General features: G+C 74.4%; 12 protein-coding genes. 2 read left to right on the top strand and 10 right to left on the bottom strand.

The annotated features are described in order from the left end of the window. Nucleotides 1-100 precede the first annotated feature (100 nt). Nucleotides 101-763 (bottom strand): pyridoxamine 5'-phosphate oxidase, encoded by a 663-nt coding sequence (pdxH, locus tag ACFY1T_RS24580; protein WP_390790061.1) that lies wholly within the window; start codon nucleotides 761-763, stop codon nucleotides 101-103. A 200-nt stretch (nucleotides 764-963) separates the two neighbouring features. On the opposite strand from pdxH, the gene ACFY1T_RS24575 reads away from it, so the two are divergent. After that, entirely contained in the window at nucleotides 964-2,070 is a 1,107-nt protein-coding gene (locus ACFY1T_RS24575) for a citrate synthase 2 (protein ID WP_229338527.1), read from the top strand. 179 nt (nucleotides 2,071-2,249) lie between these two features. Here ACFY1T_RS24575 and ACFY1T_RS24570 read toward each other — a convergent pair whose 3' ends face one another. The 7 genes from ACFY1T_RS24570 to ACFY1T_RS24540 form a co-directional block, all read right to left on the bottom strand. Further along, complete coding sequence (locus ACFY1T_RS24570) at nucleotides 2,250-2,885, bottom strand: TetR/AcrR family transcriptional regulator (protein ID WP_390790060.1); 636 nt, start codon at nucleotides 2,883-2,885, stop codon at nucleotides 2,250-2,252. Further along, on the bottom strand, nucleotides 2,873-3,610 hold the full coding sequence (locus tag ACFY1T_RS24565; RefSeq protein WP_390790059.1) for an enoyl-CoA hydratase family protein: 738 nt from the start codon (nucleotides 3,608-3,610) through the stop codon (nucleotides 2,873-2,875). The genes ACFY1T_RS24570 and ACFY1T_RS24565 overlap by 13 nt, the downstream gene beginning before the upstream one ends. Before the next feature lie 65 nt (nucleotides 3,611-3,675). After that, the gene (locus tag ACFY1T_RS24560) at nucleotides 3,676-4,848 is read right to left on the bottom strand and encodes an acyl-CoA dehydrogenase family protein (RefSeq protein ID WP_390790058.1); all 1,173 of its coding nucleotides are present in this window, start codon (nucleotides 4,846-4,848) and stop codon (nucleotides 3,676-3,678) included. After that, nucleotides 4,845-6,797, bottom strand: coding sequence for an acetyl/propionyl/methylcrotonyl-CoA carboxylase subunit alpha (locus tag ACFY1T_RS24555; protein WP_390790057.1), 1,953 nt, complete (start codon nucleotides 6,795-6,797; stop codon nucleotides 4,845-4,847). The genes ACFY1T_RS24560 and ACFY1T_RS24555 overlap by 4 nt, the downstream gene beginning before the upstream one ends. A gap of 8 nt (nucleotides 6,798-6,805) precedes the next feature. Further along, complete coding sequence (locus ACFY1T_RS24550) at nucleotides 6,806-8,404, bottom strand: acyl-CoA carboxylase subunit beta (RefSeq protein WP_390790056.1); 1,599 nt, start codon at nucleotides 8,402-8,404, stop codon at nucleotides 6,806-6,808. Then, entirely contained in the window at nucleotides 8,401-10,080 is a 1,680-nt protein-coding gene (locus ACFY1T_RS24545; RefSeq protein WP_390790099.1) for an acyclic terpene utilization AtuA family protein, read from the bottom strand. The genes ACFY1T_RS24550 and ACFY1T_RS24545 overlap by 4 nt, the downstream gene beginning before the upstream one ends. 74 nt (nucleotides 10,081-10,154) lie before the next feature. After that, nucleotides 10,155-10,955, bottom strand: coding sequence for a TIGR03084 family metal-binding protein (locus ACFY1T_RS24540; RefSeq protein WP_390790055.1), 801 nt, complete (start codon nucleotides 10,953-10,955; stop codon nucleotides 10,155-10,157). Nucleotides 10,956-11,327: 372 nt separating this feature from the next. Between ACFY1T_RS24540 and ACFY1T_RS24535 the strand changes: the two genes are divergently transcribed. After that, complete coding sequence (locus tag ACFY1T_RS24535) at nucleotides 11,328-12,941, top strand: alpha/beta fold hydrolase (RefSeq protein WP_390790054.1); 1,614 nt, start codon at nucleotides 11,328-11,330, stop codon at nucleotides 12,939-12,941. Nucleotides 12,942-12,999: 58 nt separating this feature from the next. Here ACFY1T_RS24535 and ACFY1T_RS24530 read toward each other — a convergent pair whose 3' ends face one another. Further along, complete coding sequence (locus ACFY1T_RS24530; RefSeq protein ID WP_390790053.1) at nucleotides 13,000-13,953, bottom strand: DMT family transporter; 954 nt, start codon at nucleotides 13,951-13,953, stop codon at nucleotides 13,000-13,002. A 47-nt stretch (nucleotides 13,954-14,000) separates the two neighbouring features. Continuing rightward, nucleotides 14,001-16,745, bottom strand: a complete 2,745-nt coding sequence (locus ACFY1T_RS24525) for an FAD-binding and (Fe-S)-binding domain-containing protein (protein ID WP_390790052.1) — start codon at nucleotides 16,743-16,745, stop codon at nucleotides 14,001-14,003. Between the last annotated feature and the right edge of the window lie 69 nt (nucleotides 16,746-16,814).

Here is a 16,814-nt window from a genome sequence, read left to right as displayed (position 1 = left end):
ACCCGCGAGCTCGCCGGCACGTCCGGCCGGCTTCTCTCACTGCAGGAGAGAAACCCGAGCTCGCGGGTCGTCTGCGTGTGCGCGCGGGTGACGCCGGCCGCTACGGGCAGAGCCGCTCCAGCCGCCACTTCCCGTCCTCCAGGACGTAGCGCAGCCGGTCGTGCAGGCGGTTCTCGTGCCCCTGCCAGAACTCGATCCCGTCGGGGACGACCCGGATGCCGCCCCACTCGGGCGGGACGGGGACCTGCTCGCCCTCGGGGTAGCGCTCCGCGAGCTCCGCGTAGCGGCGGTCGAGCTCGGCCCGGGAGGCGATCACCCGGGACTGCTCGCTCGCCCAGGCGCCCAGTTGCGAGCCGTGCGGGCGGGAGCGGAAGTACGCCGCCGTCTCGTCGCGGCCGATCCGCGAGGCCGTGCCGGTGACGATGACCTGGCGGGAGATGGGGTGCCAGGGGAAGAGCAGCGCGACGTGCGGGTTGGCGTCGATCTCGCGGCCCTTGCGGGAGCCGTAGTTGGTGTAGAAGACGAATCCCCGCCCGTCGAACTGCTTCAGCAGCACCGTGCGGGAACTTGGGCGGCCGTCGGGGGTTGCGGTCGAGACCACCATCGCGTTGGGTTCGAAGAGGTGCGAGTCGGCGGCCTGCTGGAACCACTCGGCGAACTGCCGCATGGGATCTTCGGCGAGGCCGTCCTCGTGGACGATCTCCGAGCGGTACTGCTTGCGCATCGTGGCGGGGTCAATGTCCTGGTCGGTCACGCGTGCCATCCTGCCGCAGGAGTGCTCGCGGCAGTGTGCCGTATGTCACGCTTCCGCCGGCCATCCGTAACAGCCAAAATCTTGGGGCCGGTCCGGAGGTCCCCACGCGGGTGACCGACGGCCGTGCCGGGCATCAACGGGGATGACCGCGCCGGACCGCGAGTCACGCCGGGAGCCGCGCGTGTTCGCACTATCTGAGGAGCCGCCTGATGTCCGACTTCGTACCCGGGCTCGAAGGGGTCGTCGCGTTCGAAACCGAGATCGCCGAACCTGACAAGGAAGGCGGATCGCTCCGCTACCGCGGGGTCGACATCGAGGATCTCGTCGGGCACGTCTCGTTCGGCAACGTCTGGGGCCTGCTGGTCGACGGGGCGTTCAACCCCGGCCTGCCCGCCGCGGAGCCCTTCCCGATCCCCGTGCACTCCGGCGACATCCGCGTCGACGTGCAGTCCGCCCTGGCCATGCTCGCCCCCGTGTGGGGTCTGAAGCCCCTGCTCGACATCGACGAGAAGACCGCCCGCGACAACCTCGCGCGCGCCGCCGTGATGGCGCTGTCGTACGTCGCGCAGTCCGCGCGCGGACAGGGCCGGCCGATGGTTCCGCAGAGCGAGATCGACAAGGCCGAGTCCGTCGTCGAGCGGTTCATGATCCGCTGGCGGGGCGAGCCGGACCCCAAGCACGTCAAGGCCGTCGACGCGTACTGGACCTCGGCCGCCGAGCACGGCATGAACGCCTCGACGTTCACCGCGCGCGTGATCGCCTCCACCGGTGCGGACGTGGCCGCGGCCCTCTCCGGCGCCGTCGGCGCCATGTCCGGGCCGCTGCACGGCGGTGCCCCGTCCCGCGTCCTCGGCATGATCGAGGAGATCGAGCGCACCGGCGACGCCGTGGCGTACGTGAAGAAGGCCCTGGACAAGGGCGAGCGGCTGATGGGCTTCGGGCACCGCGTGTACCGGGCCGAGGACCCGCGCGCCCGCGTGCTGCGGCGTACGGCCAAGGAGCTGGACGCGCCGCGCTACGAGGTGGCCGCCGCGCTGGAGAAGGCCGCGCTGGAGGAGCTGCACGCGCGCCGGCCCGACCGGGTGCTCGCGACGAACGTGGAGTTCTGGGCCGCGATCATGCTGGACTTCGCCGAGGTCCCGGCGCACATGTTCACCTCGATGTTCACCTGCGCCCGCACCGCCGGCTGGTCGGCGCACATCCTGGAGCAGAAGCGCACGGGCCGCCTGGTGCGGCCGTCGGCCCGCTACATCGGCCCCGGACGGCGCGACCCGCGCGAGATCGAGGGCTACGCGGACATCGCCGACACGGCCTGAGCACCCCTTCGTACGCCGCCCGCGCGGCGCCGCCGCCGGTCAGGGCGCCGCATCCCGTGGAAGTACGGGGTGCGGCGCCCTCGGCGTACGCGGGGTACGAGGCGTACGCGGGGTACGAGGCGTACGCGGGGTACGAGGCATACGCGCCACCGGCCGCGCGTGCGCGCCGCCGGCCGGCTTCAGCCGAGGGCGGCGTCCAGGATCCGGGACCACTGGGCGACCACGCGGGCGCGGCGGGCCGTGTCGTCGGTGAGCACGTTGGCCAGGCCGAGGCCGCGGGCCATGTCGAGGAGGCCCTGCACGGTCTCGCGCACGCCGGGCACGGACTCGTCGGCGCCGAGGAGTTCCACGGCGATGCGGTGGGTCTCGCGGCCCACACGGGCCTCCAGTTCGGTGACCTGGGGGCGCAGCTGCTCCTCGTTGGAGGCGGCGACCCACAGCTGGAGGGCGGCGCGGAAGAGGGCTCCGGTGTAGAGGTCGACGATGGCTTCGACCACGGCGGGGCGGGCGGCGGGCCCGGCCTGGAAGAGGTCGCGCAGGGCGGCGGAGCGCTCCTCGGAGACGTAAGCGACGGCGGCGGTGAACAGGTCCTCGCGCGTCGGGAAGTGGTACTGGGCCGCGCCCCGCGAGACCCCGGCGCGTTCGGCGACGACCGCGACGGTGGAGCCGGCCCAGCCCTGTTCGGCGAGGCAGGCGACGGCCGCCTCCAGGAGGTGGCGGCGGGTGACGCGGCTGCGGGCCTGCTTGGGGCCGGACGGGGCCTCGGGCCCGGTCCGGTCGTCCTCGGTGGACCGCGTGTCGGTCACAGGGCCCATGACGGGTCCCGGCGTTCGAAGCGGGCCGTGATGCCCTCGCGGGCCTCGGCGGAGCCGAAGTGGCGTGCGGACAGCTCCGTGAGCGCGGCGCCGTCCGTCGCGAGCACCGCCCGTACCGGGGCGGTGAGCAGCTCCTTGGTGGCGGCGAGGGCCTCCGGGCCCGCCTTGCGCAGGCCCGCGAGCACGGGGGCGAGGACCTGGTCCACGTCCTCGCCGTGCAGGGTGAGCAGGCCGATCCGGGCGGCTTCGGCCGCGTCGAAGGCCTCGGCGGTGAGGAAGTAGCGGGCCGCCGCGCGCGGGTCCAGGCGCGGGAGCAGCGGCGCGGAGATCACGGCCGGGACCACGCCCAGGTGGGTCTCGGTGAAGGCGTACGTGGAGGCGGGTCCGGCGGCGGCGATGTCGCAGACGCCGAGGAGGCCGAGGCCCCCGGCCCGGACGTGTCCGGTGACGCGGGCCACGACCGGCTTGTCCAGCTCGGCGATCTCGCGGAGCAGGGCGAGGAAGTCGGCGGGGTCGCAGGGGGACTTCAAGTCGGCGCCGGCGCAGAAGGTGTTGCCGGTGTGGGTGAGGACGATGGCCCGGGCCCCGGGCTCCGCCGCCGCCGCGGCGAGGGCCGCGCGCAGCTCGCCGACGAGGTCCTCGGAGAGCGCGTTGCGGTTGGCCGGGGAGTCGAGCGTGAGGGTGGTGATGCCGTGCGCTCGCGCGGCGCCGACGGGGCGGGTCATGCCATGTCCTCCGGAGGTTGTGCGGGTGGTGGGCCGCTCCCCGCGGCCCCCGCCCGGTGGCCAGGCTAGTAGGACTTGGGGAGGCCCAGGGTCTGGTGCGAGACGAAGTTCAGGATCATCTCGCGGCTGACCGGGGCGATGCGGGCGACCCGGGAGGCCGTGATGAGGGCTGCCAGCCCGTATTCGCGGGTGAGGCCGTTGCCGCCCAGGGTGTGGACGGACTGGTCCACGGCCTTCACGCAGGCCTCGGCGGCAGCGTACTTGGCCATGTTCGCGGCCTCGCCGGCGCCCATGTCGTCCCCCGCGTCGTACAGGTGGGCTGCCTTCTGCATCATCAGGCGGGCGAGTTCGAGGTCGATGTGGGCCGCGGCCAGAGGGTGGGCGATGGCCTGGTGGGCGCCGATCGCCTCCCTCCAGACCTGGCGGGTCTTGGCGTAGTCGACGGCCTTGGCGAGGGCGTGGCGGCCCATCCCGATGGCGAAGGCGGCGGTCATGATGCGCTCGGGGTTGAGGCCGGCGAAGAGCTGGAGCAGCCCCGCGTCCTCGTCGCCGACGAGGGCTTCGGCCGGCAGCCGCACCTCGTCCAGGACCAGTTCGAACTGCTTCTCCGCCGCCTGGAGTTCCATGTCGATGACGGAGCGGGAGAAGCCGGGGGTGTCGCGGTCCACGATGAACAGGCAGGGCTTGAGGCTCCCCGTGCGTGCGTCTTCGGTACGGCCGACGATGAGCGTGGCGTCGGCGATGTCCACGCCGGAGATGAAGACCTTGCGCCCGGTCAGGACCCACTCGTCGCCGTCGCGGCGGGCGGTGGTGGTGATGCGGTGGGAGTTGGAGCCGGCGTCGGGTTCGGTGATGCCGAAGGCCATGGTGCGGCTGCCGTCGGCGAGGCCGGGCAGCCAGGCCCGCTTCTGGGCCTCGGTGCCGAAGCGGGAGATGACCGTGCCGCAGATGGCGGGTGAGACGACCATCATCAGCAGGGGACAGCCCGCGGCGCCCAGTTCCTCCAGGACGATGGAGAGTTCGGCGATGCCGCCGCCCCCGCCGCCGTACTCCTCCGGCAGGCTGACCCCGAGGTAGCCGAGCTTGGCGGCATCCGCCCACAGCTCGTCGGGGTGAGCGCCCTCCCGGGCGACGCGGGCGAGGTACTCGCGTCCGTACCGCTGCCCGAGCGCGGCGACGGCGGCGCGCAGCGCCCTGTGTTCCTCGGTCTCGACGGTGGTGCTGGTGACGGGGCTCATGCTGGCGTTTCCTCCTGGACTACGGCGAGCAGGGCGCCGAACTCGACCTGGTGGCCGAGGGTGGCGTGGAGCGCGGTGAGCGTGCCGGAGGCGGGCGAGACGATGCGGTGCTCCATCTTCATGGCCTCCAGCCAGAGCAGGGGCTGCCCGGCGGTGACGGCGGCGCCGGGCGCGAGGCCCTCGGCGACGCGGACGACGGTGCCGGGCATGGGGGCGAGCAGGGAGCCGGGTTCGGTGCGGTCCTGGGGATCGGCGAACCGGGGTACGGGGGCGAGCGTGTGTGCGCCGGTGAAGGGCGAGTCCACGTACACCTCCGACGTGTTCGAATTGTGTTTCACGTGGAACGTCCGCCGTACCCCGTCGACTTCGAGGACGACCAGGTGCCGCTCGGCCGACAGGATGCGAACGCCGGGGTGCTCCCCCGGGTCCACCGGGCCGTACCGGACCTCGTGCTCGGTGCCGGCCACGGTGTAGCGGCGGGTCTGCGGCTGGGAGCGGAGGTTGCGCCAGCCGCCGAGCCGGAGGGCCAGCGGTGCGCCCGGGGCGGGGGCCGCCTCGGCGAGCGCACCGGCGAGGGCGGCCAGCGCGGTGCGGCCGGCGGTGTCCGGGGCGGGCTCGGTGAGGGCGGCGAGGTGCCGCTCGTAGAAACCGGTGTCGGGCTGCCCGGTGGCGAACTCCGGGTGCCGCAGGGAGCGTACGAGGAGCTCGCGGTTGGTGGTGAGCCCGTGGATGCGGGCTCCGGCCAGGGCGTGGGCGAGGGCGCGGACGGCCTCGGCCCGGGTCGGGGCGTGGGCGACGACCTTGGCGAGCATCGGGTCGTAGTGGATGCCGACGGTGTCCCCGTCCGCGAAGCCGGTGTCCACGCGGACCGTCCCCCCGGCTTCGCCTGGGACGGCGAGGGTGTGCAGGACGCCGGTCTGGGGGCGCCAGTCCCGGGCGGGGTCCTCGGCGTACAGGCGGGCCTCGACGGCGTGCCCGGCGGGCTCGGGGGGTGTCAGCGGCAGGGCCGCGCCCTCGGCGATGCGCAGTTGCAGGGCGACGAGGTCGAGGCCGAAGACGGCCTCGGTGACGGGGTGTTCCACCTGGAGGCGGGTGTTCATCTCCAGGAAGTACGGGCGCCCGTCGGCGGCGACGAGGAACTCGACGGTGCCCGCGCCCTGGTAGGAGACCGCGCGGGCGGCGGCCACGGCCGCCGTGTGGAGGCTCTCGCGCAGGCTGTCCGGCAGGGCGGGCGCCGGGGCCTCCTCGATGACCTTCTGGTGGCGCCGCTGGAGCGAGCAGTCGCGGGTGCCGAGGGCCCAGACGGTGCCGTGGGAGTCGGCGAGGATCTGGACCTCGACGTGGCGGCCGCGCTCGACGTAGGGCTCGGCGAAGACCTCGCCGTCGCCGAAGGCGGAGGCCGCTTCGGCGCAGGCCGCGTCGAGGGACTCCTTGAGCGTGTCGAGGTCCCGTACGACGCGCATGCCGCGACCGCCGCCGCCCGCGGCGGCCTTGAGCAGGAGGGGCAGGTCGGCGGCGGTGGCGGCCGCGGGGTCGACGGGGTCGAGGAGCGGGACCCCGGCGGCACGCATCAGCTCCTTGGCCCGGGTCTTGGAGGCCATGGCCTCGATGGCCTCGGGCGGGGGACCGATCCAGGCGAGTCCGGCGGCGGTCACCTCGCGGGCGAAGCCGGCGTTCTCGGAGAGGAACCCGTAGCCGGGGTGGACGGCGTCCGCGCCGGCGGCGAGGGCGGCCTCGATGACGAGGTCACCGCGCAGGTAGGTGTCGGCGGGCGCGGCGCCGGGCAGGCGCACGGCCGCGTCGGCCTCCCGTACGTGCAGGGCGTCGGCATCGGGGTCGGAGTGGACGGCGACGGTGGCCAGGCCGAGGGCGCGGGCGGTACGGAAGATCCGTACGGCGATCTCGCCGCGGTTGGCGACGAGGAGGGAGGTGATGGGCTGCTGGGTCATGTGCGGGCTCACATCCGGAAGACGCCGAAGCCGCCGCGGGCGCCCTCGACGGGGGCGTTGTGGACGGCCGACAGGCACAGGCCGAGGACGGTACGGGTGTCGCGCGGGTCGATGACCCCGTCGTCGTACAGCCGCCCGGACAGGAACATCGGCAGGGACTCGGACTCGATCTGCGCCTCCACGAAGGCGCGCATCCCGGCGTCGGCCTCCTCGTCGTACGGCTGCCCCTTGGCCGCGGCGGACTGCCGGGCCACGATGGAGAGCACTCCGGCGAGCTGGGCCGGGCCCATGACGGCGGATTTGGCGCTGGGCCAGGCGAAGAGGAAGCGGGGCTCGTAGGCGCGGCCGCACATGCCGTAGTGGCCGGCTCCGTAGCTGGCGCCGATGAGGACGGAGAGGTGGGGGACGCGGGAGTTGGAGACCGCGTTGATCATCATCGAGCCGTGCTTGATGATGCCGCCCTGCTCGTACTCCTTGCCGACCATGTATCCGGTGGTGTTGTGGAGGAAGAGCAGCGGGATGTCGCGCTGGTTGGCGAGCTGGATGAACTGGGCCGCCTTCTGCGACTCGGCGCTGAACAGCACGCCCTGCGCGTTGGCGAGGATGCCGACCGGGTAGCCGTGGAGCGTGGCCCAGCCGGTGACCAGGCTGGTCCCGTACAGGGGCTTGAACTCGTCGAAGTCGGAGCCGTCGACGATGCGGGCGATGACCTCGCGGGGGTCGAAGGGGGTCTTGAGGTCCGCGGGGACGATGCCGAGGAGTTCCTCCGGGTCGTACTGCGGCTCTTCGGCGGGCTGCGGATCGGGGTGCGGCTTGCGGTGGCCCAGGCGGGCGACGACGCGGCGGGCCTGGCGGATGGCGTCGTGCTCGTCGAGGGCGTAGTAGTCGGCGAGCCCGGAGGTGCGGGCGTGCATGTCGGCTCCGCCGAGGGACTCGTCGTCGCTCTCCTCGCCGGTGGCCATCTTGACGAGCGGCGGACCGCCGAGGAACACCTTGGAGCGGTCCTTGATCATGATGGTGTGGTCGGACATCCCCGGGATGTACGCGCCTCCGGCGGTGGAGTTGCCGAAGACGACGGCGACGGTGGGGATGCCGGCGGCCGAGAGCCGGGTCAGATCGCGGAAGATCGCGCCGCCCGGGATGAAGATCTCCTTCTGGGAGGGGAGATCGGCGCCGCCGGACTCGACGAGGCTGATGCAGGGCAGGTGGTTCTGCCGGGCGATCTCGTTGGCCCGCAGGGCCTTCTTGAGGGTCCAGGGGTTGGAGGCGCCGCCGCGGACGGTGGGGTCGTTGGCGGTGATCAGGCACTCGACGCCCTCGACCGTGCCGATGCCGGTGACCATGGAGGCGCCGACGGGGTGGTCGCTGCCCCAGGCGGCGAGCGGGGAGAGCTCCAGGAACGGGGTGTCCGGGTCGAGGAGCAGCTCGATGCGCTCGCGGGCGAGGAGCTTGCCGCGGCCCTTGTGGCGGGCCGTGTACTTCTCGCCGCCGCCGAGGAGTGCCTTGGCGTGCTCGGCGTCCAGTTCGGCGAGGCGGGCCGTGGCGGCCGCGTGGTGGGCGAGGTAGTCGGGGGCGTGGGGGTCGACGGTGGTGGTGAGGCGGGTCATGGGGCGGTCCCCTCCGGGGTGAGCGGGAGGTGTGTCGGCAGGAGGTGGGCGGGAATGTCCATGTGCCGGGCGCGCAGCCACTCGCCGAGGGCCTTGGCCTGGGGGTCGAAGCGGTGGGCGGAGGCCACGCCGGCGCCGAGGATCCCTGCGATGGTGAAGTTGAGCGCGCGGAGGTTGGGAAGGGTGTGCCGGGTGACGCGGAGGTCTTCGGTCTCGGGGAGCAGGGCCTGAAGGGTTTCGGCGGTCAGGGTGGTGCGGAGCCACTCCCAGGCGTCGTCCCGCTCGACCCACACCCCGATGTTGGCGTCGCCGCCCTTGTCCCCGCTCCTCGCTCCGATCAGCGTGCCGAGGGGGACCCGGCGGGTGGGCCGACCCGCGGGGCCCTCCCCCGCCCCGCCCGTGCCCGGACCCGCGGGCTCCGCCCCGGACCCGGCGGGGACCGGGTCCCCGGCCCCCCGCGCCCCGGAAGCCGTCGGGACCGGCTGGCGGGTGCCGTTGGGCAGGACCGCCACATGGGGCACCGCCGTCGCCGGGACGCTCGAGGACGTGAAGACCCCGTACGGCTGGGCCGGGCCCGGCGGGGACGTCACGTGGAAGCCCGGGTAGCTGGCCAGGGCCAGTTCGACGGCCCCGGAGGTGAGGGCGCGGCCCACCCGGTCCGGCGACGGGTCGCGCACCACCAGGCGGAGCAGCGCGCTGGCCGTCTCCTCCGTCTCCGCGTCCTCGTGGTCCGTGCGGGCCAGCGTCCAGTCCGCCGTGGCCACTTGGGACAGCGCCTCCGCCAACTGCGCCCGGACCAGCGCCGCCTTCTCCTCGATGTCCAGGCCCGTCAGGACGAAGACCACCTCGTTGCGCCAGCCCCCGATGCGGGTCACCCCCACCTTGAGGGTGGCGGGCGGGGCCTCCCCCACGACTCCGGAGATCGACACCCGGTCTTCGGCCGCCTGCGCCAGGCGGGCCGTGTCCAGGCGGGCCGTGACGTCCGGGCCCAGGTAACGGGGGCCCTGGGTCTCGTACAGGAGTTGGGCCGTCACCGTGCCCACCGAGACCACCCCGCCCGTGCCCGGGTGCTTGGTGATCACCGACGAGCCGTCCTCCGCGATCTCCGCCAGCGGGAATCCGGGGCGGCGGACGTCGTGCGCCGTGAAGAAGGAGTAGTTGCCGCCGGTGGCCTGGGTTCCGCACTCCAGGACGTGGCCCGCCACCACGGCCCCCGCCAGCCGGTCGTGGTCGTCCGGCGCCCAGTCGAACCACCAGGCCGCCGCACCGCTGACCAGCGCCGCGTCGGTGACCCGGCCCGTCACGACCACGTCCGCGCCCGCCCGCAGGCAGGCCGTGATGCCGGCGCCGCCGAGGTAGGCGTTCGCGGTCAGCGCGCCCTCCGCGAACGGCATCAGGTCGTCGCCCTCGACGTGGGCGACCGACACCGGGACCCCTGCCTTGGCGGCGAGCGCGCGGATGGCGTCGGCCAGGCCCGCCGGGTTCAGGCCGCCCGCGTTGGCGACGATCCGCACACCCCGTTCGTGCGCGAGCCCGAGGCCCTCCTCCAGCTGCCGCAGGAAGGTCTTGGCGTAGCCGAGGTCCGGGGACTTCAGCCGGTCCCGTCCCAGGATCAGCATGGTCAGCTCGGCGAGGTAGTCGCCGGTGAGCACGTCCAGCGGGCCCCCGGTCAGCATCTCCTCGAACGCGCTGAAGCGGTCCCCGTAGAACCCCGAGGCGTTGCCGATGCGCAGCGGCCGCCGGCTGCCGCTCACCGGGCCGCCCCGGGCGCGCGGCCGGGTCCCGCCGGGCCCGCGAAGGCCTGGGCGATGTCCAGCCAGCGGTCGGCGTCGGGGCCGGTCGCGGTCAGGGCGAGGTCGGCGCGGTGGGCCCGCTGGGTCACCAGCAGGCAGAAGTCGAGCGCCGGCCCGGTGATCCGGTCCGCCGCGTCCGGCGGCCCGTAGGTCCAGGGCTCCCCGCCGTCCGGCGGTACGAGTTCCACCCTGAACTCCGCGGCGGGCGCGGGCAGTCCCCGTACGGCGAACGCGTAGTCGCGGGCCCGTACGCCGATCCGGGCCACGTGCCGCAGCCTCGCGGTCGGGGTGCGGCGTACGCCCAGGGCGTCGGCGACGTCCTGGCCGTGCGCCCAGGTCTCCATCAGGCGGGCGCTGGCCATGGAGGCGGCCTTCATCGGCGGCCCGTACCAGGGGAAGCGGGTGTCGGGCGAGGCCGCGGCGAGCGCCGCGTCGAGGGCGCTGCGCCCGGCCCGCCAGCGGGCCAGCAGTTCGGCGGGCGGCAGCGCGGCGCCTTCCTCCGCGCCTTCGTCCACGAAGGATTCGGGGGCCTTGACGGCCTCCTCGACCAAGGCGGCGAAGCCTTCGGCGTCGGTGAGCGAGACCAGCGCGGCCCGGTCGGTCCAGTGCAGGTGGGCGATCTGGTGGGCGACGGTCCAGCCGCTCGCGGGGGTGGGCCCGGCCCAGCCGGCGGCGGGCAGGTCCCGTACCAGGGTTTCGAGCGCGAGGCCTTCCTCGCGCAGATCGGCGAAGACGGCGACAGCTGACGGATCGAGCACGGCGGGCTCCCCTTTCGGCGTGAGGGGAAGACTGGCAGCCGCACGCAAAACAATCAAGCATGCTTGCATGATTTGGCCGGCGAGCATCCCCTTCGCGCCAGTGGCACCAACTGGCCTGGCAGGAAGGCGATTTGACGTTCGGCACCGGACCAGGCCTGGTCGGCGGGGTGGGCCGCCGCGGGACCGGAGGGGGCGATTCAGGCCGTACGCCGGAAAGCGGCGGAAGCCCGCCGATGTCGCCTCGATACTGAACGCTTCGTCCCCCGCGAAGTCCCCCCGCGCCGAAGGCACTCGCGAAGAAGCCACTCGAAGAAGTCACTCGCCGAACGTCACCCGACGAAGAACGTCACCCGACGAAGAGGATGAACCGACGTGATCTCAGCCGCTTTCTCGCTCTATCCCGAACTCGACGCGACCACCCTCACCGCGTTCGTCACCGCCCTCGAGACCGGCGACGTCACCGGCCTCGCCCCCGCCCGCGCCGCGGAGGTCGCCGACGCCCGCTCCGTCGCCGTCTTCAGCCGGGTCAAGGTCGCCGGCTCCGACGGGGGCCTGCTCGACGCCGCGCTGTGGCGGCACAACGGGGGCCGGCCGCGGCCGGTGATCGTGATGCCCTCGCCGTGGACGAACCACGGCTGGCTCCCGTACGCCGTCCAGGCCAGCGTGTTCGCCGCGCGCGGCTACAACGTGCTCGCCTACAGCACCCGCGGTTTCGCCGGCTCCGAGGGCCAGGTCGACGTGGCCGGCCCGCTCGACGTCGCCGACGGCAGCCGCGCCCTGGACCACCTCATCGAGCGCACCGCCGGACCGGTCACGAAGATCGGCTTCCTGGGCGACTCGTACGGCTCCGGCATCAGCCAGCTCGTCGCCGCGCACGACACGCGCGTCGACGCGGTGGTCGCGCTCAGCACCTGGGGCGACCTCGGCGAGGCCTTCTACGAGAACCGGACCCGGCACGTGGCGGCCGTCCAGGCGCTGCTCAACGCCGCCTCGAAGGCCCGGCTGAGCCCGCAGACGCAGAGCGTGTTCGAGAACGTCCTCGCGGGCCGCGACATCCAGGGAACCCTGCGCTGGGCGGAACAGCGCTCGCCGTTCACCCACATCAAGGAGCTCAACCGGCGCCAGGTCCCCGTCTACTTCTCGCACGCCTGGCACGAGACGCTCTTCCCCGGCAACCAGACGCTGAAGCTCTTCAACGAGCTCACCGGCCCCGCACGCCTCGACCTCGCCATCGGCGACCACTCCGGCCCCGAGATGACCGGCATGATCGGCCTGCCCAACCGGATCTGGACGAACGCCCACCGCTGGTTCGACCACCACCTCCGGGACATCGACAACGGCATCGCCGACGAGGGCCGGATCCTCAGCGAGGTCATGTGGGGCCAGACCCTGGAACCCCGCCCCACCTGGGAATCCGTCACCGAACAGGTGCGCCGGCTGCACCTGGCGAGCGGCGGGGAGCTCACCGAGCGGCCCGAGGCCGGCTGGAGCGCGGGCGTGCTGTGCGGGGTGGACACCCCGGCGACCGTCGCCGACGAGATCGTCCGCTCCGGGTACGACGAGATCGCGGGCCGCCCCAAGGCGTACCGGACCGGTGACATCGACCGCACCGTCGCCGCCGTCTGGACGGCGGACCCGGAGGCGGAGACCACCCGGCTGCGCGGCACGCCGAGGCTGCGCGTCACGTACCGGGCCGCGAACCCGGACTCGTCGTTCGTCGCGTACCTGCTCGCGGTGGCGCCCGACGGGACGGGCCACATCGTCACGCACGCCCCGTACACGGACCTCGACTCGCCGCCCGACAGCCTGGTCAGCGCCGACCTCGAGCTCCAGGCGACGGCGTACGACGTCCCGCGCGGGCACCGGCTGATGCTGGTGATCGACGCCCGCGACCCGTTCTACGCCGACGCCAACCTGCCGCGCTCGACGCTGGCCTTCACCTCCCCGGAGGCCACGCCGTCCTACCTGGACCTGCCGCTGGGCTGACCACCGCCACCCCCGCCCCGCCGAGCACCCCCGAGCCCGGCGGGGCGGGCGCACGGGCTCAGGCGGCGGCCGTCCTGCGGGTCTGGGAGCGGACCGCGCCCATGCTCGCCGCGATGACCAGTGCGATCGCCAGCGCGTCGACCGCCGACATCGCCTGGTTCAGGAGCAGGAACCCGGCCGTGGCCGCGATGGCCGGTTCCAGGCTCATCAGGATCGCGAACGTCGGGGCGGGGACGCGGCGCAGCGCCAGCAGCTCCAGGGTGTACGGCAGCACGGAGGACAGGACGGCGACCCCGACGCCCAGGGCCAGCGTGCTCGGCACCAGGAGCGCCGGGCCGGCCTCGATCACGCCCAGCGGGAGCGAGAGCACCGCCGCCACGGCCATGGCCAGGGCCAGCCCGTCCGCCTGCGGGAAGCGGCGGCCCGTACGCGCGCTGAACACGATGTACGCCGCCCACATCGCGCCCGCTCCGAGCGCGAAGGCGGCGCCGAGGGGGTCGAGGCCGCCGAAGCCGCTGCCGCCGCCGTGGCCGGCGAGCAGGACGACGCCGCCGAGGGCCAGGCCGGCCCAGAGCAGGCTGACCAGGCGGCGCGAGACGACGACCGAGAGGACGAGGGGGCCGAGGACTTCGAGGGTGACGGCCGGGCCGAGCGGGATGCGGTCGATGGACTGGTAGAAGAGCCCGTTCATGCCGGCCATGGCGACGCCGAAGGCGACGACCGTGCCCCAGTCGGCGCGCGCGTACCCCCGCACCTTCGGGCGGCACAGGACCAGCAGCACCAGCGCGGCGGCCGCGAGCCGCAGCGTGACCACGCCCGCGGCCCCTGCCCCCGGCATGATCTTGACCGCGAGGGCGGCGCCGAACTGCACCGAGATGCCCGCGGCGATGACCAGTGCGACGGGGCCGAAGCGGGACGGGGCTACGCCGGCGGCCGCCGGGAGTGCCGGGGTCGTCGTGAGCTCGGCGGGCCCCGGGGTGGCGCGGTCGGACTTGGGCGAGGTTGCGGGCATTAATTCAGACTAAGGGGTGCGTAAGGGCCACGGGGGCATGCGTTGGCTTACAGGGCCTCCGCCAGGAGCTCGGCGAGGTGGCGGGCCCGGCTCCCGTCGGGGAGCCCGGCGAGCTGGGTGATCTGGGTGCGGCAGGAGAATCCGTCCGCCAGGACCGCGGCCCCGGGCGGGGCCGCGCGCAGGGCGGGCAGCAGCTGTTCCTCGGCGCAGGCCACGGAGACCTCGTGGTGGCCCGGCTCGAAGCCGAAGTTCCCGGCGAGGCCGCAGCAGCCGCCGCTGAGCTCACCGCCGAGGCCGGCGCGCTCGCGGAGCCTGCGGTCGGCGGCGTCGCCGAGGACGGCGTGCTGGTGGCAGTGCGTCTGGCCGACGGCGGTGCGGTCCAGGCGGGGCGGCTGCCAGTGCGGGGCGTTCTCCTCCAGGGTCTCGGCGAAGGTCCGGACGGCTGCCGCGAGGCGCTGCGCGCGCGGGTCGTCGGGCAGGAGGGCGGGGAGGTCGGTGCGCAGGGCGGCGGCGCAGGACGGTTCGAGGACCGTCACCGGTCCCCGTACGACGTCCACGGCGTCGAGGGTGCGCCGCAAGACGGTGCGGGCGCGGTCGAGGCGGCCGGTGGAGATGTAGGTCAGCCCGCAGCAGACCCCTTTCGGGGGGAGGGAGACGGCGAGCCCGGCGTCGCGCAGGACCCGGACGGCCGCCCGTCCCACCTCGGGCGCGAGGTGTTCGGTGAAGGTGTCGGGCCAGAGCGTGACACCGGCCGGGGCCGGACCCGGGGGCACCGGCCCCCGGGTCGCCGCCGCCGCTCCGGCCGTCCGCCGCCACCAGCGGGTGAAGGGCTCGCCGGCCAGCGGGGGGAGGGGGCGTTCCCGCGTCAGGCCCGGGACCGGGAGGCGGCGGGCGGCCGCGTTCGCCGCGCGCGCCAGCCGCAGCGCGGAGATCAGGCGGAGCCACGCGGGCAGACCGCCCAGGGCGTAGTGGGACAGGGGGCGGATGCGGCCCGCCCAGTGGCGGTGCAGGAACTCCGCCTTGTACGAGGCCATGTCCACCCCCACCGGGCAGTCGCGGAGGCAGCCCTTGCAGGCCAGGCACAGGTCCAGTGCCTGCGCCACCTCCGGCGAGCGCCAGCCGTCCGTCACGATCTCCCCGGCCAGCATCTCGTGCAGCAGCCTCGCCCGGCCGCGCGTGGAGTGCCGCTCCTCCCCCGTGACCCGGTACGACGGGCACATGACCTGCGGACCGGCCGTCTCGGTGGACCGGCATTTCGCCACGCCCACGCAGCGGGCCACCTCCCCCGCGAACGCGGTCGCCGGCAGCACCTCGAAGCGGAGGTTCTCGTCCAGGCGGTCCGGGCGGACCAGCATGCCGGGGTTCATCCCGCCCGCCGGGTCCCACACGTCCTTGTACGCGCCGAAGAGCCTGACGACCTCCGCCCCGTACATCCTGGGCAGGAGCTCCGCCCGCGCCTGCCCGTCCCCGTGCTCCCCGGAGAGGGAGCCGCCGTGCGAGACCACCAGGTCCGCCAGGTCGGCGGAGAAGGAGCGGAAGCGGGCGATCCCCGCCGCCGACACCAGGTCGAAGTCGATCCGTACGTGGACGCATCCCTCGCCGAAGTGCCCGTACGGGGTCCCCCGCAGCCCGTGCCGCGCCAGCAGCGCCCGGAACTCCCGCAGGTAGGCGCCCAGCCGGGCCGGCGGGACCGCGCAGTCCTCCCACCCCGGCCAGGCCATCCCCCCTCCCGGCATCCGCGTCGCCGTCCCCGCCGCGTCCTCGCGGATCCGCCACAGCGCCCGCTGCCCCGCCGGGTCCGTGACCACGACCGAGTCCAGCGCGTCCGCGGCCCGTACGAGGGACCGCGCCGCCCCCTCGTCCCGCATCTCGGCGAACAGCCACCCCCCGCCCCGGGGGAGTCCGGAATCCGGGCCCACGAGGTCGGCCGCCATCCCCTCCACCGTCAGCGGCCCGAAGCCCAGCAGCCCGGCCGCCGCGTCCGCCGCCGCGCTCTCGTCCGCGTACCCGAGGACCGCGAGGGCCGGCGCGCGCGGCGCCTCCACCAGGCGTACGACCGCCTCGGTCACCACCCCGAGCGTGCCCTCGCTCCCGCAGAAGGCCCGGGCCGCCTCCACGCCCCGCTCGGGCAGCAGCGCGTCCAGCCCGCCGTATCCGGAGATCCGCCGCGAGAAGCCTCCCGCCATGCCCGTGCGCAGCACCGCCAGGTTCCCCGCGACCAGCTCCCGCAGGCCCGCCGGGGCTCCCGCCCAGCCTGTGCCCAGCCGGTACGACGCGCCCCCGTACGCCGTGACCGCCAGCTCCGCCACGTTGTCCGCGGTGGTCCCCCAGGCCACCGAGTGGGCCCCGCACGCGTTGTTGCCGATCATCCCGCCCAGCGTGCAGCGGGAGTGCGTGGAGGGGTCCGGGCCGAAGGTCAGCCCGTGGGGGCGGGCCGCCTCGCGCAGCCGGTCGAGCACCAGACCCGGCTGGACCACGGCGGTGCGGGCGGCGGGGTCCAGCGACACCAGGGCGTTCATGTGCCGGGTCAGGTCCAGCACCACGCCGACGCCCGTGGCCTGCCCGGCGATCGAGGTCCCGCCGCCGCGCGGGACGACCGGTACGCCCGCCTCCGCGCAGATCCGCAGCGCGGCCGCCACGTCGTCGGCGTCGCGCGGCCGGGCCACCCCCACCGGTACCCGGCGGTAGTTCGAGGCGTCCATCGTCGCCAGGGCGCGGGCCGCGGCCCCGAAGTCCACCTCCCCGCGCAGGTTCTCCCGCAATGTCCGTTCGAGTTCCCCGGGTGACGTCACGGCGCCCACCCTGCCACCGGCCGGACCCGTCTCACCGGGTGGACGCGCCTCCGAGGGGTGGACCGGGAC

The sequence above is a fragment of the Streptomyces sp. NPDC001194 genome, from assembly GCF_042896985.1.
Classification (GTDB): domain Bacteria; phylum Actinomycetota; class Actinomycetes; order Streptomycetales; family Streptomycetaceae; genus Streptomyces.
This window is presented reverse-complemented; position numbering and strand designations above follow the sequence as displayed.